The organism is Streptomyces spongiae, from assembly GCF_009377185.1.
Taxonomy (GTDB): Bacteria; Actinomycetota; Actinomycetes; order Streptomycetales; family Streptomycetaceae; genus Streptomyces; species Streptomyces spongiae.
Map to the genome: position 1 here is coordinate 1 of NZ_VJZC01000088.1, position 24917 is coordinate 24917.

Here is a 24917-nt window from a genome sequence, read left to right on the forward strand (position 1 = left end):
CCCACCGGACCGCCCGCAACCGCCCCCACCGCATCGTGAGCACGTCCTCGCCGTCCAGCAGGATCACCCCGCCGACCCGTGTCCCGGTCGGCAGCAGTCTGAGCAGCGCGAGCGCCAGGGTGGACTTCCCGCAGCCCGACTCGCCCGCGATGCCGAGCTTCTGACCGGCGGTCAGGGACAGGTCGACGCCCCGTACCGCGGCCGCACCGCCCCGGTAGGTCACCTCCAGGTTCCGGATCTCCAGCAGCGTCAACGGGCCACCCCCAGCCTGGGGTTGAGAACGGACTCCACGGCACGGCCGCACAGCGTGAACGCCAGCGCGACCACGGCGATCGCCACGCCCGGCGGCACCAGGTACCACCAGGCGCCGGAGCTGACCGCGCCCGCCTCGCGCGCCTCCTGGAGCAGACCGCCCCACGACACCACCGTCGGATCACCCAGACCGAGGAAGGCCAGCGTCGCCTCCGTGAGGATGGAGGAGGAGATCATGAGGGTCGTCTGGGCCAGCACCAGGGGCATCACGTTGGGCAGCACATGCCGGGTCATGATGTGCCAGTGGCCGCCGCCGAGCGCCTTCGCGCGTTCGATGTACGGCCGCGACTCCACCGCCAGCGTCTGTGCCCGCACCAGGCGGGCCGTGGTCGGCCACGACGTCACGCCGATCGCCAGGACGATCGTGCCGAGCGAGCGGGACATGACACTGGCGAGCGCGATGGCGAGCACCAGCGCCGGCATCACCAGGAACCAGTCGGTGATCCGCATCATCACCGTGGCGTACGCACCGCGGAAGTGCCCGGCCGTGATCCCGACCAGCGCTCCGATCGCCACCGACAGCACGGCGGCGAGCAGTCCGACCAGCAGCGACACCCGCGAGCCCCACACCACCAGGCCCAGCAGATCGCGCCCGAACCGGTCGGTGCCCAGCGGGAACTCCCCGCTCGGACTCTCCAGCGGCCGGCCCGGCGCGCCGGTCACACTGGACACGTCGGAGCCGACCACCAGCGGCGCGGCCGACGCCACCAGCGCGAAGAGGACGAGCGCGGCCAGGCCCACGAGCCCGGCGCGGTGGGTGCGGTACCGCTTCCAGAACCGGACGGCCAAGTGGCGGCGGCGCTGCCGGGCGAGCGTCCGTGGACCGGCCTTCGCCGCCGCGGGAGTGCCTTCGGTCGTCATCGGCCCACCCGGGGATCGAGCAGCGGATACATCAGGTCGGCCAGCGTGTTCATCACGATCACCGACGAAGCGAAGACGAAGAACAGTCCCTGGACCAGGGGGAGGTCGGGCACGCTCAACGCCTGGTAGAAGAGCCCACCGAGGCCCGGCCAGGAGAAGACCGTCTCGACGAGGATCACACCGGCGACGGTCCGGCCGAGATTGACGAAGATCAGCGTGACCGTGGGCAGCAGCGCGTTCGGTACGGCGTGCCGGCGCCGGACCAGATCGTCCCTGAGCCCCTTGGCGCGCGCGGTCGTCAGATAGTCGCCGCCCATCTCGTCGAGCAGCGCCGAGCGCGTGACCAGCAGCGTCTGGCCGTACTCGACCGCGACGAGTGTGACCACCGGCAGGACGAGGTGGTGGGCGACATCGATGGTGTACGCGAAGCCCTCCTTGCCGCCCGACTCCATGCCGCCGGTCGGGAAGAGCCCGGGAACCGGGCCCATGCCCACCGAGAACACGATGATCAGGAGCAGGCCCAGCCAGAAGGACGGAACCGAGTAGAGGGTCAGTGCCAGACCGGTGTTCAGCCGGTCGCCGAGCCGGCCGTGCCGCCATGCCGAGCGTGTGCCGAGGAAGACGCCGAGCGCGGTGTACAGGACGAACGCCGTGCCGGTGAGCAGGAGTGTGTTCGGCAGCGCCTCGGTGATCTTGTCGATGACGGGCGCCCGGAACTGGTACGACGTGCCGAGGTCTCCCGTGAGCGCCTTGCCGCAGTAGCTCGTGAACTGCTCCCACAGGGGCAGGTCGAGCCCGAACTCCCTGCGGTACGCGGCCAGTTGCTCCGCCGAGACCTGGCGGCCGCCCGTCATGTACTTGACCGGATCGCCGGGGACCAGCCGGAAGAGGAAGAAACTGGTGACGAGGACGGCGAGCAGGGAGACGGCCGCGCCGCCCACCTTTCCGGCACTGTAGCGGAGGTACGAGGCCCCGGTGCGCGCCCGTGGTCCGCGGGCCGGAGGTCCGGCGAGGGCCGTACCTCCGGCCTTGTCGACCGGTGCGGATGCCGCGTCAGCGGTCATGAACGGCCCTCCTGCGGCTGGCCCATACGGCCGGTCGGCTCATCGGCTACTCGCGGTCCTCGGCGGTGGAACGACGGCGCATCGCGAGGAACACTCCGGCTCCCGCGAGGACCACGACGCCCGCGCCGACCCCGATGACGACGCCGGTCGAGCCGGAACCGCCGGAGGACTCACCGGAGGCGGCCGGGACCGCCGACCACCAGCTCCAGTAGCCGTCCTGGCCGTAGATGTTGCCCGCGTCCTCGGGCATCGTCTGGATGGACTTGATCTGGTCGGTGCGATAGGCCTCGACGGCGTTCGGGTACGCCATGACGTTCATGTACCCGGTGTCGTACAGCCGCGACTCCATCTGCTTGACGATGTCCGCCCGCTCGGCCGGGTCGTACTCGGCGAGCTGCCTGCGGTAGAGGTCGTCGTACTTCTTGTCGCAGATGAAGTTGTCGGTGGCGCCGACGTCGTCGGGGGTGGCGGGAAGGGCGTCGCAGGTGTGGATCGACAGCACGAAGTCCGGGTCGGGGTTGACGGACCAGCCGTCGAAGGCGAGGTCGTACGTGCCGGCTAGCCAGGGATCGGTCACGTTGTCGAGGCAGTTGAGCGTCACGCCGATGCCGAGCCTGCCCCACCATTCCTTGAGGTACTGGCCGACCGCCTTGTCGTTCGGCTCGGTGGCGTGGCACAGGACGCGGTAGGTGATCGGTTTGCCGTTCTTGCCGACCCGCCTGCCGTCGCCGTTCTTCTTGTAGCCCGCCTCGTCGAGGAGCTGAGCCGCCTTCGCCGGGTCGTAGGCGAGTTCCTGGCTCGCCGACGGCTTCCAGAAGTACGTGGAGAAGCGTGGCGGGATGTATCCCTGGCCCTCGACCGCGTGGCCCTGGAAGACCTTGTCGATGATGGTCTCGCGGTCGACAGCCATGAACAGCGCGTGCCGGACCTTCTCGTCGAGCAGCGACTCGTGGCCGTCGCCGAAGCGCTTCCCGTCCTTGGAGCGGGCGCCCGGGTTGGTGGCGAGGGCGTAGAAGCGGCGGCCCGGCGCGTCGTTGACCTTGATGTTCTCCTGGTTCTCCAGCGACGCCGACTGAGCGGGTGTCAGACCGCTCACGAACGACACCTCGCCCTTTCGCAGGGCGGCGACGGCCGCGTCACCGTCCTTGTAGTACTTGAAGACCAGCTCGTCGAACTTCGGAGCCCCTCGCCAGAAGTCCTTGTTGGGCTCGAGCCGCACATAGCTGTCGGGCTTGTAGCCGGTGAGGACGAAGGGGCCGTTGCCGACGATGGGGAAGCTCTTGTCGTTGTTGAACTTCGAGAAGTCCGTGACGCCTTGCCAGATGTGCTTGGGCACGATCGACACGTCGAGGGCCGCCATCGTGGCCTGCGGCTTCTTCAGTTCGATGACGAGCTTGGTGGGGCTCGGGGCCGTCACCTTCCGGAAGTTGGCGACGTAGCTGGCGTTCGCCGTGGCCGCTCCCTCGTCGGTCATCATCGTGTTGAACGTCCAGGCCGCGTCCTCGGCGGTCACCGGCTTGCCGTCCGACCACTTGGTGCCGGAGCGGATGGTGTAGGTCCAGGTGAGCTTGTCGGCCGACGGCGTCCACTTGGTGGCGAGGCCCGGGATCGCGTGGGCGTCCTTGGGGTCGTAGTTGGTCAGGTACTCGTACATCAGCCGATGGATGCTCGTACTGACCAGGCGGGTCGCCAGGAAGGGGCTCAGCGAGTCGACGCTCTGCGCGACCGCGACGGTGAGGACCTTCCTGCCGTCCGCCGCCTCGGCCCGCTGGGGCGCGGGGTCGAGCGGGGTCGCGAGACCGGCCCAGAGGGTGATGGCTGCGGCTAAGAGCCCGAGCACACGGGACCGCCGGTTCTTTGCCCTCGGGTGCCCTCTGCCGTGCTGGTCTTGTGGGTTCATGGATCATGACCTCGCGTCATCGCTCGCACAGGGACGGCTTGTCGGACGGCTTGATCGCGCTTGACCGGGTGACGCCAGATGGGGTGATGAGTGTGTTTACCAGCGGATGTCCGCAGGCGTCAACGGCACGTGACCCCCGCGTGGCCTGCGGAAACGACACGGGGACAGGGTTTTCACCCTCATTGGTCCACACCGGTGACGTGGTGCTGGTGGAGGCATGAAGGCGCACCTCGCCCCTTGAGGCGCACCTCGTCCCTTGAGGGGCGCCGCTCGTTACGTGCGCTGTACGACGCTGATGATCTCCGGGCTGGAGGCGGGGTCGAAGGGGCCCTGCCCCCAGTCCCCGAACCGTCGCCGGACGACGAACCCGGCGTCGCCGAGGAACCGGTCGAGCACGTCGGCCCCGAGGAACCGCAGGGTGGTCCTGCTGACCAGCGGACGATGCCACGTGGGCCCGACGTAGGTCTCCTTGAACGTCACACGGTCGCTCACGACGGGTGTCTCGACCTCGTGCCACACACGTACGACGGCACCGTCCCGGTCGACGATCCGGTCCTCACGCTCGGGGACCCGGAACTCCCAGGCCCGGACGGCGGGATTGCGGGTCTCGAACACGAACCACCCGCCCGGCACCAGCGCTTCCCGCACGGTGTGGAGCGCCCGCCGCAGCTGCTCGTGCTCCAGGAGTTCCTGAAACGCGTACCCGGTCATCACGGCCATGTCGAACTCGCCCGTCCACCGCGCGGAGTCGAGGTCCCCGAGCACCCACTCCACGCCGGGCGCGCGCCGCCGTGCCTGTACGAGCATCGCGGCGGCCGGGTCGATCCCGGTGAGCCTGCCCGGATGCCCGATCTCCCGTGCCCGCCCGAGCAGGCGTCCCGTCCCGCATCCGATGTCCAGGACGGCTCCGGCCCCCATCGCCAGGCCCAGGTAGAACTCGTCACCCGGCCCCCACGGATGGAGGGCGTCGTACAGCCTGGCGAGAGTGACATCGGAGTACGCGCGGTCAACCATCGTGAACAGTCTGTCAGTTAATCGCTCGACACGGGGCGAGGGGCGCGGAATGCTCGCCGCGACCACAACCAGCCTTCAGGAGGCACCAGTTGAACCCCGTGATCCACAGCATCACGATCGACTGCACCGGCGACCCCTACGATCTCGGCCTGTTCTGGAGCGCGTTGCTCGGACGGCCGTTGGCCGACGACGACAAGCCGGGTGACCCCGAGGCCCTGATCGAGGACCCGGCGGGCGGCCCGAGGATGCTGTTCGTGCGGGTGGGTGAGGGCAAGGCGGTGAAGAACCGGGTGCACCTGGACCTGCGTCCGCAGGGCCGCACCCGCGCCGAGGAGGTCGAGCGGTTGATCGGACTCGGAGCCACGCTGGTCGCGGACCACACACGGCCCGACGGGCGAGGCTGGATCACACTGGCGGACCCCGAGGGCAACGAGTTCTGTGTGGAGCGGGGGGAGTTGGGCTGAGCGTGGGCTAGACGGCCACGGTCGTTCTCGCCGTCTCCGGGTGGTGGCAGGCCGCGAGGTGGCCGGTGCCGTTGCCATCGATCCTGGTCAGCGGCGGTGTTTCCGTCGCGCACTGGTCCGTAGCCTTCCAGCAGCGGGTGCGGAAGCGGCAGCCGGAGGGCGGGTCGATGGGGGAGGGGACGTCCCCGGTCAGGAGGATGCGCTCGCGGGGGCGGGCGTGGTCGGTGACCTCGGGGACCGCCGAGAGCAGGGCACGGGTGTACGGGTGGCGCGGGTTCTCGTAGAGGTCGGAACGGTTCGCGATCTCCACGATTCTGCCGAGGTACATCACCGCGACCCGCTGGGAGAAGTGCCGGACCACCGCGAGGTCGTGGGCGATGAAGAGGAAGGCGATGCCCAGGTCCTTCTGGAGGGTCTGGAGGAGGTTCACGACCTGGGCCTGGATCGAGACGTCCAGCGCGGAGACCGGTTCGTCCGCCACGATCAGCTTGGGGGACAGGGTCAACGCCCTCGCCACACCGATGCGTTGCCGCTGGCCTCCGGAGAACTCGTGCGGGAAGCGGTTGTAGTGCTCCGGGTTGAGACCCACGGTCTCCAGCAGCTCACGGACCTTTCGTTCGCGGCCTCCCGCCGGGTTGATGCCGTGGATCTCCATCGGGGCCGCGACGATCCTCCCGATGGTCTGGCGCGGGTTCAGCGACGAGTACGGGTCCTGGAAGATCATCTGGATCTCCGGGCGCACGGCGGCGAGTTGCCTGCGGGAGGCGTGCGTGATGTCCCGGCCCGCGTACGTGATCCGGCCGGCGGTCGGCTCCAGCAGGCGGGTGATGAGCCGCCCCGTGGTCGACTTGCCGCAGCCCGACTCGCCCACCAGGCCCAGGCTCTCGCCCTCGGCGACCTGGAAGTCCAGGCCGTCGACCGCCCGTACCGCGCCGACCGTCCGTTTGACCGGGAAGCCGCCGCGGATCGGGAAGTGCTTGGTCAGACCGCTGACGTGCAGGAGTGGGTCCGTGATGGTCATGGGCGTGAAGTTCCTTCTGCTGCGATCCGGTATCCGGTTGACCGTGGTGGGTGTCAGTTGACCCGGGCCGCCGCGTAGTCCGCGAAGTACTCGCGGCGCTGCTCGGGGGTGAGGTGGCAGGCCGCCGCGTGGCGCTCGGAGTGGCCCTCGGACGGCTCCAGCAGGGGCCGGTTCGAGCCGCACAGCCCGCCCCCGACCTTCTCCGCGAACGCACACCGCGGATGGAAGCGGCAGCCCTGCGGCGGGGTGAGCAGCGAGGGCGGGGTGCCCGGGATGGGGGACAGGGGGACGTCCACCGGACCGTCCAGGCTCGGCATCGAGCCCAGCAGCCCCAGCGTGTACGGGTGCAGGGGCGCCCGGAGCACCTCGGCGCGCCCGCCTTTCTCCACGCACCGGCCGCCGTACATCACCAGCACGTCGTCGGCGATCCGGGAGATCACACCGAGGTCGTGGGTGATGAAGATGATCGCGGTGCCGAACTCCTGCTGGAGGTCCCTGAGCAGGTCCATGATCTGCGCCTGCACCGTGACGTCCAGGGCCGTCGTCGGCTCGTCGGCGATCAGCAGCTCCGGGTCGCAGACCAGCGCCATCGCGATCATCGCGCGCTGGCGCATGCCCCCGGAGAACTGGTGCGGGTAGTCGTCCACCCGTACGTCCGGCTGCGGGATGCCGACCCGGCGCAGCATCTCGACCGCCCGCGCCCGGGCCTCACGCCGGGAGGCCCCGGTGTGCTTGCGGTAGGTCTCGCCGATCTGCGCGCCCACTGTGTGGTACGGGGACAGGGAGGCCAGCGCGTCCTGGAAGATCATGGACATCTTGTTGCCGCGCAGCCGCTCCAGCTCCCGTTCGGTCGCCGTGAGCAGCTCCTTGCCGTCCAGCAGGACCTCACCGTCGAGGGCGGTGCGGCCACGGTCGTGGAGGCCCAGGATCGCCAGGTTGGTGACGGACTTGCCGGAGCCGGACTCGCCCACGATGCCGAGGGTCCGGCCGCGCTCCAGCTCGAAGGAGAGCCCGTCGACCGCGCGCACGACCCCGTCCTCGGTGGAGAAGTGGACCTTCAGGTCCCGCACGGAGAGGAAGGCCGCGCCCGCCTGCGTATGCGTACTCACCTGCGTATGCGTACTCATGGGTCCCCCTACGCCAGCCGGATCCGTGGGTCGATGAGCGCGTACACCGCGTCCACCACGATGTTCGCCACGACGATCGCCGCCGCCGCGACGAGGACGACCCCGAGGAGCAGCGGCAGGTCGTTGTCCCGTACGGCCTTGATGGACAGCGCCCCGATGCCGTGCAGCCCGAACGTCTCCTCGGTGATGATCGCGCCGCCGAGCAGATAGCCCAGGTCGAGGCCGAGGATCGTGACGATCGGGCCCATGGCGCCGCGCCAGGCGAACCGGAAGAAGACCGTGCGCCGGGTCAGACCCTTGGCCCGGGCCGTGCGCACGTAGTCCTCGTTCAGGGTCTCGACCAGCTGCGAACGGGTCATCCGCGTGTAGTTGGCCGTGAAGATCAGCGCGAGGACCAGCCAGGGCAGCAGCAGGCCCTTGAACCAGGCGGCCGGGTCCTGGGTGAAGCCCGCGCTGTCCTGGGGGCGGGGCAGGATGTGCCACTCGTCGGAGAGGTAGTACATCGCGACCACGCCCACGATGTAGATCTGCAGCGACGAGCCGACCAGCGACGCCGACGACGCGATCTTGTCCAGCGCCCTGCCCTGCTTGACCGCCGCGAGCATGCCGGTGCCCACACCGAAGGCGACGAACACCACCGTGCTGCCGAGCGACAGCGACAGCGTGGTCGGGAAACGGTCGGTGATCAGGCCGAGCACCGGCTCGTGGTTGGTGAACGAGTAGCCGAGACACGGGGCCGAGCAGTGCCCGAGCCCCTGGTAGTCCCGGCCGGCGAACACCCCCACGAGCCAGTGCCAGTACTGGACGGGAAGCGGGTCGTCGATCCCGAGGTTGTGCCGCACCAGCGCCAGTGTCTGCGGCGTGCACACCTTGCCGCAGGCGGCGCGGGCGGGGTCGCGCGGGGCGACGTAGAAGAGGACGAAGGTGATGGCACTGATGACCAGGAGGATCAGCAGCGCGCTCAGTGTCCGGCGAGCGATGAAGCGGAACATGTGGAGGTCCCTGGGTGGCTTTCACGTGATGGGTTGTTCGCCTGTGGGTCCGTCGTGGTGCCGGGAGCGCCCCATGCTTTTAGGGGCGCGGGGCTGTGTTGCATATGCGGCTCCGCCGCGTGGGCGCGACAAGCCACAACGAACCCGCAGACGATCACCGGCAGAACCCGGCAGACGCTCAGCTCTTGGCGTACAGCTTGTAAAGGATGAACGCGGAGAACAGCGGATCGAACTCGGCCCCGCCGACCTTCGTCCCGTACAGATAGAACCGCCGCTGATACGTCTCCGGAATGATCGGCGCCTCCTTCTGCATGATCTCCTTGTCCAGCGCCGCCCACGCCGCCTCGGACTTGACCGTGTCCGTGATCGCCGCGTCCTTCTTGATCGCCGAGTTGACCCACTTCACGTTGAGCTGCGAGACGTTGTTGGCCCCGTTGGCGATCGTCGTGCCGTCGAAGAGCGGCTGGATCAGGGTGTACGCGGCGGGCCAGTCAGGGGACCAGCCGAACCACATCACGTCGAACTGGTTGTCGATCTGCTGGATCTGGTCGTAGTAGCTGGTGGACTCCACCGGCTTGACGACCGGGTCGAACCCCGCCTCCTTGAGGGCGTTGGCGATGACGACCTTGGTCTTGTCGTACGCGTCGCTGGCGCCCTGCGGGTAGGTGTAGACGATCTTCTGGCCGAGCTTGCCGGCCTCCTTCAGCAGCGCCTTGGCCTTCGCCGTGTCGCCCTGCGGCTTGGTGAGCTTGCCGTAGGCGTCGTACTTCACCCGTCCCGCGATGTCGGGGCTGAGGATGGTGGTCGCGTAGTCACCCGCGGACGGACCGCCGTAGATCTTGCGGATCTGCTCCAGCGGCCAGGCGTAGTTGAGCGCCTGGCGCACCCGTAGATCGGTGACGCGCTTGCAGTTGATGGCGTAGTAGTACAGGCCGGTCAGCAGGCCGTTGGCGGTGCGGGACTTGAGGTCGGGGGTGCTGATCACCTTCTGGATGCGTTCGGCCGGCACGCCGCTGTAGGCCATGACCGCGTACTGGTCGGTCCCGGAGTCGGCGATCAGCCGGTCGGTGGCCTGGAGGCCCTCCGGACCGAACTCGAAGGTGAAGGAGTCCGGGTAGGCGGTGCGGATCGCGTCGGTCTTCGGGTCCCAGTGGGTGTTGCGCACCAGGGTCATGGACTTGTCGACGGAGTGCTGCTTGATCCGGTACGGGCCTGCGGAGACCGGGTCCTTGTCGTACTTCTCCTTGGTGTCGTGCTTGACGGGCACGGCGCCGTAGGAGTGCATCGCCAGCGCCCAGTTGAGGTCGCCGCGGGGGGTCTTGAGGTGGAAGGTGATGGTCTTCTTCGCCGTGTCCGTGACGATCGAGTCCAGGTGCTTGCCGCCGTAGGGGCCCTTGTAGACCGACCGGAAGTCGGTCGAACCGGTCAGCCAGGTCTGGACGTAGGTGGCGCCCTCGGTGGTGAAGCTCGCGAAGCCGCGCTCGATGCCGTGGCGTACGTCGTCGACGGTCAGCTCGCTGCCGTCCTCCCACTTCAGCCCGTCCTTCAGGGTGAAGGTCCAGGTCTTGCCGCCGTCGGACATGGTGCCGGTGTCGGTGGCGAGGTCGCCGACGAGCTTCATCGAGCCGCCGGGGGCGATCTTGTAGCCGGTGAGGCAGCGGACGTAGAGGTTGGCGACCGTGGAGTTCCAGGAGTAGTAGATCCGCTGTGGGTCCAGGTGGGAGAAGTCGTCGGGGCCTATCGCGTGGATCGTGCCGCCCTTCTTCGCTCCCGCGACCTCGGGCGCGGGCCCGGTCGAGTCGTCCTTCGTGCCGATGGTGACCGCGGAGTACTTGGTGGTGCCCGCGGAGGAGCCGCTGCCCGCCGTGTCACCGCCTCCGCCGCTGCTGCACGCCGAGAGGACCATGGAGCCGCCTGCCGCGACCGAGGTGGCGATGACGAAGTTTCTGCGGGAGAGAGACATGGGGTGTCCTGCCTGAATCAGGGAGAAGGAGAAGGGAGAAGAGGAGGCTGTGGAGGTCCGGCGGGCCCCGTCGCCCGGGCCGGAGGGGAGGCGCGGAGAGGTCGGCGCCGTCAGCGGCGGATCTTCGGATCGAGCGCGTCGCGCACGGAGTCGCCGAGGAGGTTGAAGGCGATCACGAAGATCACCATCGTCAGACCGGGGAAGAGCATGTACGTGATGTCGTTCTGGTAGACCTGCGAGCCGCGCTGGATCATCACGCCCCAGTCGGGCGTGGGGTCCTGGAGTCCGACGCCGAGGAAGGCGAGGGCGGCCTCCGTGGTGACGTACATGGGGAGCGCGAGGGTCCCCTGGATGAGGATCGGCGTCCACAGGTTGGGCAGCAGCTCCTTGAAGATGATCCGGGCCGGTGAGGCGCCGGTGACCTTGGCGGCCTCGACGAACTCCCGCTCCCGCAGGGCGAGTACCTCACCGCGCAGCAGCCGGGCCATGGGCGCCCAGCCGAACGCGGTCATCACCGAGATCAGGCTGACGACGATCAGCCATGTCGGGGTGTTGTCCTCCGGCGAGACGAAGATCGAGATCATCACCGGCCAGAAGGCGATGAAGAACAGCGTGGAGGGGAAGGCCAGCAGGATGTCGATGATCCGGCCGACCAGGTTGTCGATCCGGCCGCCGAGATAGCCGGCCGTGATGCCGACGGCCACGCCGAGCAGGGTGACCAGCAGGGTCGTCACCGTGGCGATCAGCAGTGAGTTGCGGATGCCGTACAGCAGCAGGGTGAACACGTCCCGGCCGAGCTGGGGTTCGATGCCGAACCAGAAGTCGCCGCTGATGCCGCCGTTCGGCTTGATGGGGAACCCGAAGTCGTTCAGCAGGCCCGACTGGTTCTGTCCGTACGTGGTGTACGGGTCCTTGCCGTACAGCTTCGCGATCAGCGGGGCCGCGAGTCCGGCCACGAAGAAGAACAGCACCACCCAGGCCGAGAGCACACCCGTCCGGTCGCGCCGGAAGCGCAGCCAGGCGAGCCGCCCGGGGGAACGGCCGGCACCGCCCTGTGACGGCGCGGTGGGCGCCGGGGGTACGGCACCCGGGTCCGCCGCCACCTGGAAGGGGGCGGCCGATGGCATGGGGGAGGTCATGGTGCTCCTGGCCTGGATGGGGCGAGGTGACTGCCGCCGGCACGAAGAAAACCGACGTGCCGTCAGGGGGGGACCCTTCACGCCGTCCGCGCAAGGGCTTCAGCTCTTGCACGGGTGACGCGGGGCAAGCCCCTGTGCTTGGCGCGGGGCGAACCCTGTGCCTCCGGCACGGAGCGAACCCAGTGCCGTCAGCGCGGGGGCGAACCCTGCACCCTCAGTACGGGGCGAACCCAGTGCCGTCAGCGCGGGGGCGAACCCCGCACCCTCAGTACGGGGCGAACCCAGTGCCGTCAGCGCGGGGGCGAACCCTGCACCCTCAGTACGGGGCGAACCCAGTGCCGTCAGCGCGGGGGCGAACCCCGCACCCTCAGTACGGGGCGAACCCTGTGCGTGGCGCGGAGCGAACCCGTGCCGTCAGCGTGGAGCGCCCCCGTGTTCGCGGTGCGGTGAGGTGACCGAGCCGTGTGACACAGCGACGGCTCCTTGCCGTCGGCGCGACGTGAACCCTCGTGCCAATCGCGACTTTCAACCCCCCTCACCCCAGCGTCAATGAATCGTTGACGGCTTTGATCTGGTCTTTTGCCGTTTGACCCAGGTGTGGTGGGCCGCATGGTCCGGCTTTGGACTGCCATGACCAAAGCGGGAGACGACGGGCGCACCGGCCACGGGGTCCGATATACGGATGTGGCGCCCTCGGAATGCGTACATCCGGATGGTCGCCACCCCCGGACGGGCGGGCTGAATGTGCGTCATGTCTGCAATGGGCCGATATTGGCCGGTAACGGAACAGCGCGCCCCGGCGCAGGCACCACTCACGAGGAGGCACCCCATGCGCGGAGCCACGCACGCCCGACCGGTCCGTCCGGTCGTCTGCGCGATGGCCCTGGCCCTCGCGGCGACGGCCTGCGGGGGCGGCGGCAGCGACGGCGGTGGCGACACCGGCGCGGTGCTCAGCTCCTCCTGGGGCGACCCGCCCAACCCGCTGGAGCCGGCCAACACCAACGAGGTGCAGGGCGGCAAGGTCCTGTCCATGATCTTCCGCGGTCTGAAGCAGTACGACCCGAAGACCGGCGAGGCCGAGGACATGCTCGCCGAGAAGATCGAGACCACGGACTCGACGACCTACACGATCACCGTCGAGGACGGCTGGACCTTCAGCAACGGTGAGAAGGTCACCGCCCGGTCGTTCGTGGACGCCTGGAACTACGGCGCCAGCCTCAAGAACAACCAGCGCAACGCCTACTTCTTCGAGTACATCGACGGCTACGACAAGACCCACCCGGCCGACGGCGGCAAGCAGACCGCCGACACCCTCTCCGGGCTCAGGGTCACGGGCGACCGGACGTTCACCGTCAAGCTGAAGCAGAAGTTCTCCAGCTTCCCCGACACCCTCGGCTACAACGCGTACGCCCCGCTGCCCCGGGCCTTCTTCGACGACCACGACGCCTGGCTGAAGAAGCCCGTCGGCAACGGCCCGTACCGCGTCGAGTCGTACACCAAGGGCTCACAGCTCTCCCTGCGCACCTGGGGCGCCTACCCCGGCGAGGACAAGGCCCGCAACGGCGGCGTCGACCTGAAGGTCTACACCGACAGCAACACCGCCTACACGGACCTGATGGCGGGCAACCTCGACCTCGTCGACGACGTCCCCGCCGCCCAGCTGAAGAACGTCCGCAGCGACCTCGGCGACCGCTACATCAACGCCCCCGCCGGCATCATCCAGACCCTCGCCTTCCCGTACTACGACCAGAGCTGGGGCAAGACCGGCATGGAGAAGGTCCGCCAGGGCCTCTCCCGGGCGATCAACCGCGTCCAGATCACCCGGACCATCTTCCAGAACACCCGCACCCCCGCCGTCGACTGGACCTCACCCGTCCTCGGCGAGGAAGGCGGCTACCGGGCGGGCCCCTGCGGGGACGCCTGCGTGTACGACGCGGCGGCGGCCAAGAAGCTGATCAAGGAGGGCGGCGGACTCCCCGGCGGGCAGGTCAAGATCACGTACAACGCGGACACCGGCTCCCACCGGGAATGGGTCGACGCCGTCTGCAACTCCATCAACAACGCCCTCGACGACGACAACGCCTGCGTCGGTAACCCGATCGGCACCTTCGCCGACTACCGCAACCGGATCACCGACCGGAAGATGACCGGCCCCTTCCGCGCCGGCTGGCAGATGGACTACCCGCTGATCCAGAACTTCCTCCAGCCGCTGTACTACACCGACGCCTCCTCCAACGACGGCAAGTGGTCCAGCCCCGAGTTCGACAAGCTCGTCGACCAGGCCAACGCCGAGAACGACGCCGCCCGGGCCGTCGAGAAGTTCCGGCAGGCCGAGGAGGTCCTCCGGGACCAGATGGCGGCCATCCCGCTCTGGTACCAGAACGGCAGCGCGGGCTACTCGCCGCGGCTCTCGAACGTGGCGCTGAACCCGTTCAGCGTCCCGGTCTACGACCAGATCAAGGTCGGCTGACCGACCGTGGGACGGTACGTCGCCCGGCGGCTGCTGCAGATGGCCCCCGTCTTCGTCGGCGCCACCCTGCTGATCTTCCTGATGGTCAACGTGATGGGCGACCCCGTCGCGGGCCTGTGCGGCGAGCGGCGGTGCGACCCGGCGACGGCCGCCCGGCTGAAGCAGGAGTTCGGTCTCGACCAGCCCGTCTGGCGGCAGTACCTCACCTACATGGCCAACGTCTTCACCGGCGACTTCGGCACCGCGTTCAACGGGCAGGCGGTCACCGAGCTGATGGCGACGTCCTTCCCGGTCACCTTCCGGCTGACGATCGTCGCGATCCTCTTCGAGATCGCCGTCGGGGTCACCCTGGGTGTGGTCACCGGACTGCGCCGCGGCCGGCCCGTCGACACGGGCGCCCTGCTCGTCACCCTCGTGGTCATCTCCGTCCCGACCTTCGTCACCGGCCTGCTGCTCCAACTGCTGCTCGGCGTCGAATGGGGCTGGATCAAGCCGTCGGTGTCCCCGGAGGCCGGTTTCGGCGAGCTGCTCGTGCCCGGGCTCGTGCTGGCGTCCGTGTCGCTCGCGTACGTGACCCGGCTGACCAGGACGTCGATCGCCGAGAACGCCCGTGCCGACTACGTCCGTACGGCCGTCGCCAAGGGACTGCCCCGGCACCGGGTGATCGTCCGGCACCTGCTGCGCAACTCCCTCATCCCCGTGGTCACCTTCATCGGCGCCGACGTCGGCTTCCTCATGGGCGGCGCGATCGTCACCGAGCGGATCTTCAACATCCACGGCGTCGGCTACCAGCTCTACCAGGGCATCCTCCGCCAGAGCACCCAGACCGTCGTGGGCTTCGTGACCGTCCTCGTCCTGGTCTTCCTGGTCGCCAACCTCCTCGTCGACCTCCTGTACGCCGTACTCGACCCGAGGATCCGCTATGTCTGAGCCGCAGCCTCTGGAGCCGACGCCGGCGCCGTCGTACGTCTCGGGCGGGACCGCGGACCTCGTCCCCGCCGACGCGGAGATCCTCCAGACGGGACCGCGACCCGGCGGCAGGGGCCCCAGCGGGCCGGACCCCTCGGCCGTCCCCGAGGAGCGGGCGCGGAGCCTGTGGTCCGACGCCTGGCACGACCTGCGCCGCAACCCGGTCTTCCTCGTGTCCGGGTTCGTCATCCTCTTCCTCGTCGCCATCGCGCTGTGGCCCGCGGCGATCACCTCCGGCAACCCCCTCGACTGCGACCTCGCCAGAGCCCAGCAGGGCTCCCGGCCCGGCCACCCCTTCGGGTTCAACGGCCAGGGCTGCGACGTCTACACGCGCACGGTGTACGGGGCACGGACCTCGGTCACCGTCGGCGTCTGCGCCACCCTCGGGGTCGCCGTCCTGGGCTCGGTCCTCGGCGGGCTCGCCGGGTACTTCGGCGGGGTCGGGGACTCGGTCCTGTCCCGGATCACCGATGTCTTCTTCGCGATCCCCGTCGTGCTCGGCGGTCTGGTCCTGCTCTCCGTGGTGACCAGCTCGACCGTGTGGCCCGTCATCGGGTTCATGGTGCTGCTCGGCTGGCCGCAGATCTCCCGCATCGCCCGCGGCTCGGTCATCACCGCCCGGCAGAACGACTACGTCCAGGCCGCCCGCGCCCTCGGTGCCTCCCACACGCGCGTCCTGCTGCGGCACATCACGCCCAACGCGATCGCCCCCGTCATCGTCGTGGCCACCATCGCGCTCGGCACGTACATCGCGCTGGAGGCGACCCTGTCGTACCTCGGCGTCGGGCTGAAACCGCCGAGTGTTTCCTGGGGGATCGACATCTCCGCCGCCTCCCCGTACATCCGCAACGCCCCACACGCCCTGCTGTGGCCCTCCGGCGCCCTCGCGGTCACCGTCCTCGCGTTCATCATGCTCGGCGACGCGGTCCGCGACGCCCTCGACCCGAAGTTGAGGTGAGCCGTCGTCATGCTGCTCGAAGTGCGTGATCTGCACGTGGAGTTCAGGACCCGGGACGGAGTGGCCAGGGCCGTCAACGGGGTCACCTACGGTGTGGACGCGGGGGAGACGCTCGCCGTGCTCGGGGAGTCCGGGTCCGGCAAGTCGGTGACCGCGCAGGCGATCATGGGCATCCTCGACACCCCGCCCGGCCGGATCACCGGCGGCGAGATCCTCTTCCAGGGCCGGGACCTGCTCAAGCTCAGGGAGGACGAGCGCAGGAAGGTCCGGGGCGCCGAGATGGCGATGATCTTCCAGGACGCGCTGTCCTCGCTGAACCCGGTCCTCACCGTGGGCGACCAGCTCGGCGAGATGTTCGTCGTGCACCGCGGGATGTCGAGAAAGGACGCCCGTACGAAGGCCGTCGAGCTGATGGACCGCGTCCGCATCCCGGGCGCCGCCGCGCGCGTACGGGACTACCCGCACCAGTTCTCCGGCGGTATGCGCCAACGCATCATGATCGCCATGGCGCTGGCCCTGGAACCCGCGCTGATCATCGCCGACGAGCCCACCACCGCCCTCGACGTCACCGTCCAGGCCCAGGTCATGGACCTCCTCGCCGAGCTCCAGCGCGAGCTCACCATGGGCCTCGTCCTCATCACCCACGACCTCGGCGTGGTCGCCGACGTCGCCGACCGCATCGCGGTGATGTACGCGGGCCGCATCGTCGAGACGGCCCCCGTGCACGACCTCTACAAGGCCCCCGCCCACCCGTACACCAGGGGCCTGCTGGACTCGATCCCCCGCCTCGACCAGAAGGGCCGGGAGCTCTACGCCATCAAGGGCCTGCCTCCCAGCCTCACGAGCATCCCGCCCGGCTGCGCCTTCCACCCGCGCTGCACGACGGCCCGGGACCTGTGCCGCACTGACGTACCACCCCTGCACGAGGTCACCGGCGAGCGCGGGAGCGCCTGCCACTTCTGGACGGAGTGTCTGCATGGCTGACCCCGCGGGCGAGCCGATCCTGGAGGTCAGCGGCCTCGTCAAGCACTACCCGCTCACCCGGGGCGTCCTCCTCAGAAGGCAGGTCGGCGAGGTCCGGGCCGTCGACGGGGTCGACTTCACGCTGGCCAAGGGCGAGACCCTCGGCATCGTCGGCGAGTCCGGCTGCGGCAAGTCCACGCTCGCCCGGCTGGTGGTCAACCTGGAGAAGCCGACCGCCGGGTCCATCACCTACCGGGGCGAGGACATCACCCGGCTGTCCGGCAGGGCCCTCAAAGCCGTGCGCCGCAACATCCAGATGGTCTTCCAGGACCCGTACACCTCCCTCAACCCCCGGATGACCGTGGGCGACATCGTCGGGGAGCCGTACGAGATCCACCCCGAGGCCGCGCCCAAGGGCGACCGGCGCCGGAGGGTGCGGGAACTGCTGGACGTGGTCGGGCTCAACCCCGAGCACCTCAATCGGTATCCGCACCAGTTCTCCGGCGGCCAGCGCCAACGCATCGGCATCGCACGGGGGTTGGCACTGCGGCCGGAGATCATCGTGGCCGACGAGCCGGTCTCGGCGCTCGACGTGTCCGTGCAGGCGCAGGTCGTCAACCTGATGGAGCGTCTGCAGGGTGAGTTCGGGCTGAGTTACGTCGTCATCGCCCACGACCTGTCGATCGTGCGGCACATCTCCGACCGGGTCGGGGTGATGTACCTCGGGCGGATCGTGGAGAGGGGCCGGGACACCGAGATCTACGACCACCCCACGCACCCCTACACCCAGGCCCTGCTCTCCGCCGTGCCCGTGCCGGACCCCGGGGCGCGGGAGCGCCGAGAGCGGATCATCCTCTCCGGGGACGTGCCCTCCCCGACGGCCGTCCCGTCCGGCTGCCGCTTCCGCACCCGCTGCTGGAAGGCCCAGGAGCGGTGCGAGACGGAGGTGCCGTCGCTGGCCGTACCCGCCGGGTTCCGGTACGCCGCGGGGCCCGCCGCGCACGACTCGGCCTGCCATTTCGCGGCGGAGAAGCACGACGATCACGTGTACGCCCCGAAATAGCCGTACAAATGCGCACCAAGTTCGTTAACACACAGGCAACTTCACGGAAGCGGTACCGATATACGGACGGGCCAGTCTTTGGAGCGTACGGCCGTGCGGGTGCCGTGAACGGGCCGGGATGCGCCATGTCATCCCGGCCCGTTGCCGTACCTACGCCAAGCCCAGTGAACGCTTGAGGAAGTCCAGCTGGAGCCGCAGCAGGTTCTCCGCGACCGCCTCCTGGGGGGTCATGTGCGTGACCCCGGAGAGCGGGAGGACCTCGTGGGGGCGGCCGGCGGCCAGGAGGGCCGATGACAGGCGCAGGGAGTGGGCCACCACCACGTTGTCGTCGGCCAGGCCGTGGATGATCATCATGGGGCGGTGGGGCTCCGCCGCGTCCACCAGGCCGGAGTCGTCGATCAGTGAGTTCCTGGAGTACACCTCGGGCTGCTCGCCGGGGTGACCGATGTAGCGCTCCTGGTAGTGGGTGTCGTAGAGGCGCAGATCGGTGACCGGTGCCCCGATGACCCCGGCGTGGAAGACATCCGGGCGGCGCAGCACCGCGAGGCCCGCCAGATAGCCGCCGAAGGACCAGCCGCGGATGGCGACCCGCGTGAGGTCGAGCGGGAAGTCGGCGGCCAGGGCCTGGAGGGCGTCCACCTGGTCCTGGAGCACGACCTCCGCGAGGTCGTCCTTGACCGCCTTCTCCCAGGCGGGGGAGCGTCCCGGGGTCCCGCGCCCGTCCGCGACGACCACCGCGAACCCCTGGTCGGCGAACCACTGCGAGGTCAGGTGCGGATTGTGCGCGGCGACCACCCGCTGGCCGTGCGGACCGCCGTACGGATCCATGAGAACCGGAAGGGGAGTGTCACCGTGGTAGTCCGTAGGCATAAGCACGGCGCACGGTACGCGGCGTGCGCCCCCCTGCGTGAGCGTCACGCGCGGGGACAGACCGGGATGTTCCGCGTAAGAGGTGACAGTTGTCACCGTCTTGCCGTCCCGCAGCAACTGCACCTTGGCGCCCGGCTGGTCCGGCACGGCCGAGGTCAGGACGGTCACGCCGCCCGCCCGCACCGCCGAGTGCACCCCGGGCTCCTGCGACAGGCGCTCCACGCCCAGCTCGTTCACGCGGTACACATGAACCTGGCCGATCTCGGGGTCCTCCGCCCCCTCGCCCGCCGACGCCGAGACCAGCACGTCCTCGTCGGCCACGTCGAGCACCGCGCGGAGGTGGAGCGCCGCACTTGTCAGCGGCCGTTCACCGACCGCGAGCACCCGCGCGCCACCCTCGTCGACGATGCGGACGAGCTGCCCGGAGGGCGTCCAGGCCGGTACGCCAGGGAAAAGATCAAGCCAATGTGGATCTTCGTCGGCGTGCACCATCCGGGTCGTCCCCGAGTCCGGGTCCACAGCCAGGAACAGCTGGCTGCGCTGGTCCCGGGCCTGCACCAGGATCAGCGGCGCACCCGCCGCTGACCAGTGCACATGCGCCAGATACGGGTAGCGCTTCCGGTCCCAGAGCACCTCCGTGCGCACCCCGGCGAGGTCCACGACGAACAGCCGCACGTCCGCGTTGTCCGTGCCCGCCGCCGGGTACGCGACCTCCTGCGGCGCCCGGTCCGGATGCGCCGGATCGGAGATCCACCAGCGCTTCACCGGCGTGTCGTCCACGCGCGTGACGAGCAGCCGGTCCGCGTCCGGCGACCACCAGAAACCGCGCGAACGCCCCATCTCCTCGGCCGCGATGAACTCGGCCAGGCCGTACGTGACGTTCTGCGATTCCTCCTCGGTGAGCGACAGGTCGTTCCCGCCCTCGGCCTCGACGACGCGCAGGGCGCCCTGGGCGACGTACGCGACGTGACGGCCGTCGGGGGAGGGGCGCGGGTCGATCACCGGGCCGGGGACGTCCAGTTCACGCGCGGTCCCGGCGCGCAGCTCGGCCACGAAAAGCCGCCCTGACAAGGCGAAAGAGGCCAACTCGACAGCCGCGTCGGTGGCGTAGCCGACGATGCCGGCACCGCCCTCGCGGCTGCGTTCCCGGCGCGCCCGCTCCTCGGCGGACAACTCCTCCGAGGCGCCGCCCAGAAGGACACCCGGATCGGCCGCGATCTGCTCCTCGCCGTCCGCCATGTCGTACACCCACAGCTTGTTCGCGCGGTCGGTACCGGAGGCGGACCGCAGGAACACGACACGGGAACCGTCGGGTGCGATGGTGAACGCGCGCGGCGCGCCGAGGGTGAACCGCTGGGTGCGGGCGTGCCGCCGGGGGAAGGATTCGGGCTCGGTCGTCATGCACCGACCATATTGGCCATGCGCCCCCTTGTGCGGCCGTGCGCCGATCGATGCGCGCGTACCGATAGTTATGATCACTACCGCCGTGTGGGTATGAACCTGCTGGCTGTTGTATGGATTTTCGTATGTCGGTGCTCTGTTCTATAGGAGGTGAGCCGCCGTGGCACTCTCGATTTCGGCGGTGGTGCTGCTGGCGATCATCGTCTTCCTGCTGGTCAAGAAATCGGGGTTGAAGGGCGGGCACGCGGCCGTGTGCATCCTCCTCGGCTTCTACCTCGCCTCGTCCACCATCGCCCCGACGATCAGCGAGCTCACGACGAACATCGCGGGCATGATCGGCAGCATCAAGTTCTGACCCGGCCCCGCCCCGCGCCGCCACCGGCCCGAAGCTGTGAATGATCGGTGCCCGCCGTGGCGCGGGGCGCCGCCTCGTAGGGTGGGTCCATGAGCGATTTGCCCGCCCGTCGTCTGCTCCTGGTGCACGCGCACCCGGACGACGAGTCGATCAACAACGGCGCGACCATGGCCAGGTACGCGGCCGAGGGCGCCCAGGTGACGCTGGTGACCTGCACCCTTGGCGAGGAGGGCGAGGTCGTCCCGCCCCACCTGGCCCACCTCGCGCCCGACCGTGACAACGCGCTGGGCCCGTACCGCGAGGGCGAGCTGGCCGAGGCCATGAAGCAGCTGGGCGTCGGCGACCACCGGTTCCTCGGCGGCCCCGGGCGCTTCCGCGACTCCGGGATGATGGGCGTCGAGCAGAACGACCGCGAGGACGCCTTCTGGGCCGCCGACGTCGACGAGGCCGCGGCCCTCCTCGCCGAGGTGATCCGCGAGGTCCGCCCCCAGGTCCTCGTGACCTACGACCCGAACGGTGGCTACGGCCACCCCGACCACATCCAGGCCCACCGTGTCGCCATGCGCGCCGCCGACCTCGCCGCCGACCCCGGCTTCCGTACGGACCCCGGCGAGCCCTGGGAGATCACCAAGGTCTACTGGAACAGGGTGCCACGCTCCGTAGTCATCGAGGGCTTCGCCCGGCTGCGCGAGACGCTCGCCGAGCCCGGGCGGCTGCCCTTCACCAAGGTCGCCTCCGTGATCGACGTCCCCGGGGTCGTCGACGACTGGATCGTCACCACCGAGATCGACGGTACGGCCTTCGCCGCCGCAAAGACCGCGGCCATGCGGGCGCACGCCACCCAGATCGCGGTCGCCGAGCCGTTCTTCGCGCTCTCCAACGAGCTGGCGCAACCCCTCTTCACCACCGAGTACTACGAGTTGGTGCGCGGCAGACGCGAAGGGGGCGGGCGCGAGACCGACTTGTTCGACGGTCTCGACGGTCTCGACGGTCTCGAAGGTGTCGAAGGGAACGTTTCGGCGGAACAGCAGAACGGAGCGGCCCTCTGATGCGTACGACTGGGTATGACGGACACACGTGGCATACGCGGCGCACGTCCCGTGCCGGAAGGGCGGGTGCCCTGTGAAGGCGGCGGGACCGCAGAGGCAGGGCGCGCAAGGCAGCGCGCTCGCACAGCCGTTGACGGCACCCCCGGCCGGACGGGCCGCCGCCTACGTGGGGCTCTTCCTGCTCGGCGCCGTGGTCGGAGCGGCCGGGGCACTGGTGCAAGCCGCCTGGATCCCGGGCGGATTGCTGCTCGCGCTGGTGGGCGCGGCCGGGCTCTTCCTGGGTGGCGCGCACGCGACGGGAGCCCGGGCCGGGGCCGTTGCGCCGGCGGCCGGCTGGATGATCGCCGTCATCCTCCTCACCGCCAGCCGTCCGGAGGGGGACTTCCTCTTCGGCGCGGGGGTCGTCTCGTATCTCTTCCTGCTCGGCGGCATCGCCGTCGCTGTGATGTGCGCCACGCTTGGGCAGGGGCGGCAACCGAATGGCCCCGGCGCCCGACTTGCCAAGTGACGTACTACTTCGCCACCAACCGCCGGTGGAGGGCCCGTGTGGGTTTCATCGGCGGTCGTGGGATACGGGCGAGAAGTGGCCAGTATGGTGGTGCGCGCCGCCGAGCTGCCCGATGCGTGAGGTCGTCGTGGGCGGCGAAGCCAACCGGGAGAACCTGCCTTGAGTCGTGAAACTGACACTTCGTCCTCCGGGGCCAACGGTCACGGAGGAGCCGCGTACCCGTCGGGGACGCCGCCGTACGGGACGCCCATGGCGTCCGTCGGCGGCGGCGACCCGGACCGTTCGGCGGCGGGCACGCGGCCGGACGAGCGCAAGACCGAGACCACGCTGACCACCCGCGTGCGGATCAACATCCCCGGCTCGCGCCCCATCCCGCCGGTCGTCGTCCGCACGCCGATGGCGGAGACCGAGACCGCGCCGGACGAGACGTTCAGTGAGTCGGAGACCACCGGCACCACGAGCATGCCCGTGCTGTCGGACCCCACCCCGCCCGCGCCGGAGCCCTCCGCACCGGCCGACGAGAAGACCAGCGACTGGTTCGCACCGCGCAAGGCGGGCGCGCCCAAGGGCGGTTCGGGCGGCGGCTCCACCAACGGTGCCGGTCTCCCGGCGGGTTGGAGCGCGGGGCCGACGGGCACGCAGGGCGGCTCGGCCAACGGGTCGAGCGGGTCCGGCGCGAGTGCCCCGGGCGGCCCCGGCGCCGGCCTGCGCCCGGGTGGCCCGGGTGGCGCCGGTCCGCGGACGAACGGTGCCGGGCTCCCCGGTGCCACCGGCGCCGGACCCGTGGCTCCCGGCCACGGGGGAGGCACCGGCTCCTTCGACGTGTCGGCCGCGCTGACGGCCGGCTCGCGCCCCGGTGCCAGGCCCGACGGCGGCAACGGACGGCGCGACGACCTGCCGTACTTCTCGGACGACACCGCGAACGGCCGCGACGGCGGGCGTGGCCCCGCGGGACAGGGCGGACCGAGCGGTCCGACCGGCGGCCCGGCCACCGGCGACGGTGCGCTGACGCGGCCGGGCGGCTCCGATCTCGGCTTCGGCGGCCCCTCCGGGGCCCCGGGCACCGCTCCCGGCGGTCCCGGCGCAGGCGCCGGACGTCCCGGTGGACCCGGCACCGGTGGCCCCTTCGGCGATACCGGCACCGGCGGCCCCTTCGGCGGTCCTGGCCGTGACTTCCCCGGCCCCGGCCCCGGCGGCGGCCTCAGCGACGACACCGCGATCCTCACCCCCCAGCGCCCGGCACCCGACCCGGGCGGCGCCCCGCCGGGGTTCGACGGCCCCGGTGGCGCCCGGGAGAACGTCTCCGGGCACACCCTGACCAGCGGCATCCCCGTGGTCCCGCCCGGTTCCCAGAACTCGCGCTTCGGGCCGGGCGCCACCGGTGAGCAGTCGGGGCCGCACACCCCGCCGAAGCTGCCGGAGCCGGCCCAGTCGACCACGAGCGGCTCCTCGAAGCCGGCCAAGAAGAAGGGCCGCAGCAAGCTGGTGCTGCTGGGCGGCGGGCTCGTGTTCGTGGCGGCCGGCGTGTACGGCGCCGGGCTGCTCATGAACCACTCCGACGTGCCCAAGGGCACCACCGTGCTCGGTGTCGACATCGGCGGCGGCACCCGCGACGATGCCGCCAAAAAGCTCGACGCGGCCTTCGGGGACAACACCGACAAGGCGCTCAAGCTGTCCGTCGGCGGTGACACCGTGTCGCTCAGGCCGGACCAGGCGGGCCTCCAGCTCGACGCCGACGCCACGGTCAACGCCGCCGCGCAGAGCGACTACAACCCCGTGTCGGTGATCGGCTCGCTGTTCGGGCAGAAGCGCGTGGTCGAGCCCGTCATGCCGGTCGACGAGGAGAAGCTGCGGGCCGCCCTGGAGCGCGCCGCGGGCGGTGCCGGTTCGGCCTCCGACGGCACGATCAAGTTCGAGTCCGGCAAGGCCGTCGCCGTGTACGGCAAGGCGGGCAAGGGCATCGCCGTCGGCCAGTCCACGCAGGCCGTCGAGGAGGCGTACCGCACCCAGGTCGAGACCGGCACGACCGACCCCGTGACGCTCCCCACGGCCACCAAGGAGCCGTCGGTCTCCAAGGCCGAGGTCGACCGGATGATGAAGGAGTTCGCGGAGCCCGCGATGTCCGGGATAGTCACGGTCAAGGCGGGCGCCGCGGTCATCCAGTTCAGCCCGGAGAACTCCCTGTGGAAGTTCCTCGGAGTGAAGGCCCAGAACGGCAAGCTCGTCGAGTACTACGACAAGGCCGCCCTGAAGGAGCTCTACGGCACCACCTTCGAGGGCGTCCAGATCACCCGGGGCACCGGCAAGAAGACCGCGGTGACGCCGGAGGACGTGATCGGTGCCCTGCGCCCGGCCCTCCTCGGCAAGACGGCGGCCGAGCGCACGGCCACGATCGAGACGAACCCGAGCTGACCGTCTGATCAGCCACACGCTGGAGGGCACCCGGTCCCGACC

Annotated in this window: 21 protein-coding genes; 10 read left to right on the forward strand and 11 right to left on the reverse strand. The window is 69.9% G+C overall.

Annotated elements, in window-relative coordinates:
- From FNH08_RS15405 to FNH08_RS15425, 5 genes are all read right to left on the reverse strand, one after another.
- On the reverse strand, positions 1 to 253 hold a 253-nt coding region (locus FNH08_RS15405), incomplete at its 3' end, for an ATP-binding cassette domain-containing protein (RefSeq protein WP_152772053.1).
- Positions 250 to 1173, reverse strand: coding sequence for an ABC transporter permease (locus tag FNH08_RS15410; protein WP_152772054.1), 924 nt, complete (start codon positions 1171 to 1173; stop codon positions 250 to 252). The genes FNH08_RS15405 and FNH08_RS15410, both read right to left, overlap by 4 nt.
- The gene (locus tag FNH08_RS15415; protein ID WP_152772055.1) at positions 1170 to 2237 is read right to left on the reverse strand and encodes an ABC transporter permease; all 1068 of its coding nucleotides are present in this window, start codon (positions 2235 to 2237) and stop codon (positions 1170 to 1172) included. Before FNH08_RS15415 ends, FNH08_RS15410 begins: the two co-directional genes overlap by 4 nt.
- A gap of 46 nt (positions 2238 to 2283) precedes the next feature.
- Positions 2284 to 4137, reverse strand: coding sequence for an ABC transporter substrate-binding protein (locus FNH08_RS15420; RefSeq protein WP_152772056.1), 1854 nt, complete (start codon positions 4135 to 4137; stop codon positions 2284 to 2286).
- A 273-nt stretch (positions 4138 to 4410) separates the two neighbouring features.
- Positions 4411 to 5151, reverse strand: a complete 741-nt coding sequence (locus FNH08_RS15425; RefSeq protein WP_152772057.1) for a class I SAM-dependent methyltransferase — start codon at positions 5149 to 5151, stop codon at positions 4411 to 4413.
- Positions 5152 to 5240: 89 nt separating this feature from the next.
- Here FNH08_RS15425 and FNH08_RS15430 point away from each other — a divergent pair, with 89 nt between their 5' ends.
- Entirely contained in the window at positions 5241 to 5615 is a 375-nt protein-coding gene (locus tag FNH08_RS15430) for a VOC family protein (RefSeq protein WP_152772058.1), read from the forward strand.
- Between the two features lie 7 nt (positions 5616 to 5622).
- Here FNH08_RS15430 and FNH08_RS15435 read toward each other — a convergent pair whose 3' ends face one another.
- The 5 genes from FNH08_RS15435 to FNH08_RS15455 all read right to left on the reverse strand — a co-directional run bounded on the left by FNH08_RS15435 (position 5623) and on the right by FNH08_RS15455 (position 11857).
- On the reverse strand, positions 5623 to 6636 hold the full coding sequence (locus FNH08_RS15435) for an ABC transporter ATP-binding protein (protein WP_152772059.1): 1014 nt from the start codon (positions 6634 to 6636) through the stop codon (positions 5623 to 5625).
- Between the two features lie 53 nt (positions 6637 to 6689).
- Positions 6690 to 7763 (reverse strand): ABC transporter ATP-binding protein, encoded by a 1074-nt coding sequence (locus FNH08_RS15440; protein WP_152772060.1) that lies wholly within the window; start codon positions 7761 to 7763, stop codon positions 6690 to 6692.
- A gap of 8 nt (positions 7764 to 7771) precedes the next feature.
- Complete coding sequence (locus FNH08_RS15445; protein ID WP_152772061.1) at positions 7772 to 8755, reverse strand: ABC transporter permease; 984 nt, start codon at positions 8753 to 8755, stop codon at positions 7772 to 7774.
- 178 nt (positions 8756 to 8933) lie between these two features.
- Positions 8934 to 10718 carry an ABC transporter substrate-binding protein gene (locus FNH08_RS15450; protein WP_152772062.1) on the reverse strand — a complete coding sequence of 595 codons (1785 nt, stop codon included), beginning with the start codon at positions 10716 to 10718 and terminating at the stop codon, positions 8934 to 8936.
- A 110-nt stretch (positions 10719 to 10828) separates the two neighbouring features.
- Complete coding sequence (locus FNH08_RS15455; protein WP_152772063.1) at positions 10829 to 11857, reverse strand: ABC transporter permease; 1029 nt, start codon at positions 11855 to 11857, stop codon at positions 10829 to 10831.
- Positions 11858 to 12686: 829 nt separating this feature from the next.
- Here FNH08_RS15455 and FNH08_RS15460 point away from each other — a divergent pair.
- Genes FNH08_RS15460 through FNH08_RS15480 form a run of 5 tightly spaced genes read left to right on the forward strand, consistent with a single transcriptional unit; the run spans position 12687 to position 18280 of the window.
- Positions 12687 to 14327, forward strand: coding sequence for a peptide ABC transporter substrate-binding protein (locus tag FNH08_RS15460; RefSeq protein ID WP_152772064.1), 1641 nt, complete (start codon positions 12687 to 12689; stop codon positions 14325 to 14327).
- A 6-nt stretch (positions 14328 to 14333) separates the two neighbouring features.
- The gene (locus FNH08_RS15465) at positions 14334 to 15257 is read left to right on the forward strand and encodes an ABC transporter permease (protein ID WP_322724568.1); all 924 of its coding nucleotides are present in this window, start codon (positions 14334 to 14336) and stop codon (positions 15255 to 15257) included.
- A complete protein-coding gene (locus FNH08_RS15470) occupies positions 15250 to 16254 on the forward strand; it encodes an ABC transporter permease (RefSeq protein WP_152772065.1) in 1005 nt (334 codons plus the stop codon). Before FNH08_RS15465 ends, FNH08_RS15470 begins: the two co-directional genes overlap by 8 nt.
- Before the next feature lie 9 nt (positions 16255 to 16263).
- The gene (locus tag FNH08_RS15475) at positions 16264 to 17238 is read left to right on the forward strand and encodes an ABC transporter ATP-binding protein (protein WP_152772066.1); all 975 of its coding nucleotides are present in this window, start codon (positions 16264 to 16266) and stop codon (positions 17236 to 17238) included.
- The gene (locus FNH08_RS15480) at positions 17231 to 18280 is read left to right on the forward strand and encodes an ABC transporter ATP-binding protein (protein ID WP_152772067.1); all 1050 of its coding nucleotides are present in this window, start codon (positions 17231 to 17233) and stop codon (positions 18278 to 18280) included. Before FNH08_RS15475 ends, FNH08_RS15480 begins: the two co-directional genes overlap by 8 nt.
- A 150-nt stretch (positions 18281 to 18430) precedes the next feature.
- Here FNH08_RS15480 and FNH08_RS15485 read toward each other — a convergent pair whose 3' ends face one another.
- On the reverse strand, positions 18431 to 20551 hold the full coding sequence (locus tag FNH08_RS15485) for a S9 family peptidase (protein WP_152772068.1): 2121 nt from the start codon (positions 20549 to 20551) through the stop codon (positions 18431 to 18433).
- Between the two features lie 160 nt (positions 20552 to 20711).
- Between FNH08_RS15485 and FNH08_RS15490 the strand changes: the two genes are divergently transcribed.
- From FNH08_RS15490 to FNH08_RS15505, 4 genes are all read left to right on the forward strand, one after another.
- Positions 20712 to 20906 (forward strand): hypothetical protein, encoded by a 195-nt coding sequence (locus FNH08_RS15490; RefSeq protein ID WP_194238492.1) that lies wholly within the window; start codon positions 20712 to 20714, stop codon positions 20904 to 20906.
- Positions 20907 to 20995: 89 nt separating this feature from the next.
- Positions 20996 to 21955 (forward strand): N-acetyl-1-D-myo-inositol-2-amino-2-deoxy-alpha-D-glucopyranoside deacetylase, encoded by a 960-nt coding sequence (gene mshB / locus FNH08_RS15495; protein WP_152772069.1) that lies wholly within the window; start codon positions 20996 to 20998, stop codon positions 21953 to 21955.
- A gap of 130 nt (positions 21956 to 22085) precedes the next feature.
- Entirely contained in the window at positions 22086 to 22463 is a 378-nt protein-coding gene (locus FNH08_RS15500; protein ID WP_152772070.1) for a DUF6113 family protein, read from the forward strand.
- Between the two features lie 159 nt (positions 22464 to 22622).
- The gene (locus tag FNH08_RS15505) at positions 22623 to 24875 is read left to right on the forward strand and encodes a hypothetical protein (protein WP_152772071.1); all 2253 of its coding nucleotides are present in this window, start codon (positions 22623 to 22625) and stop codon (positions 24873 to 24875) included.
- Positions 24876 to 24917 lie beyond the last annotated feature (42 nt).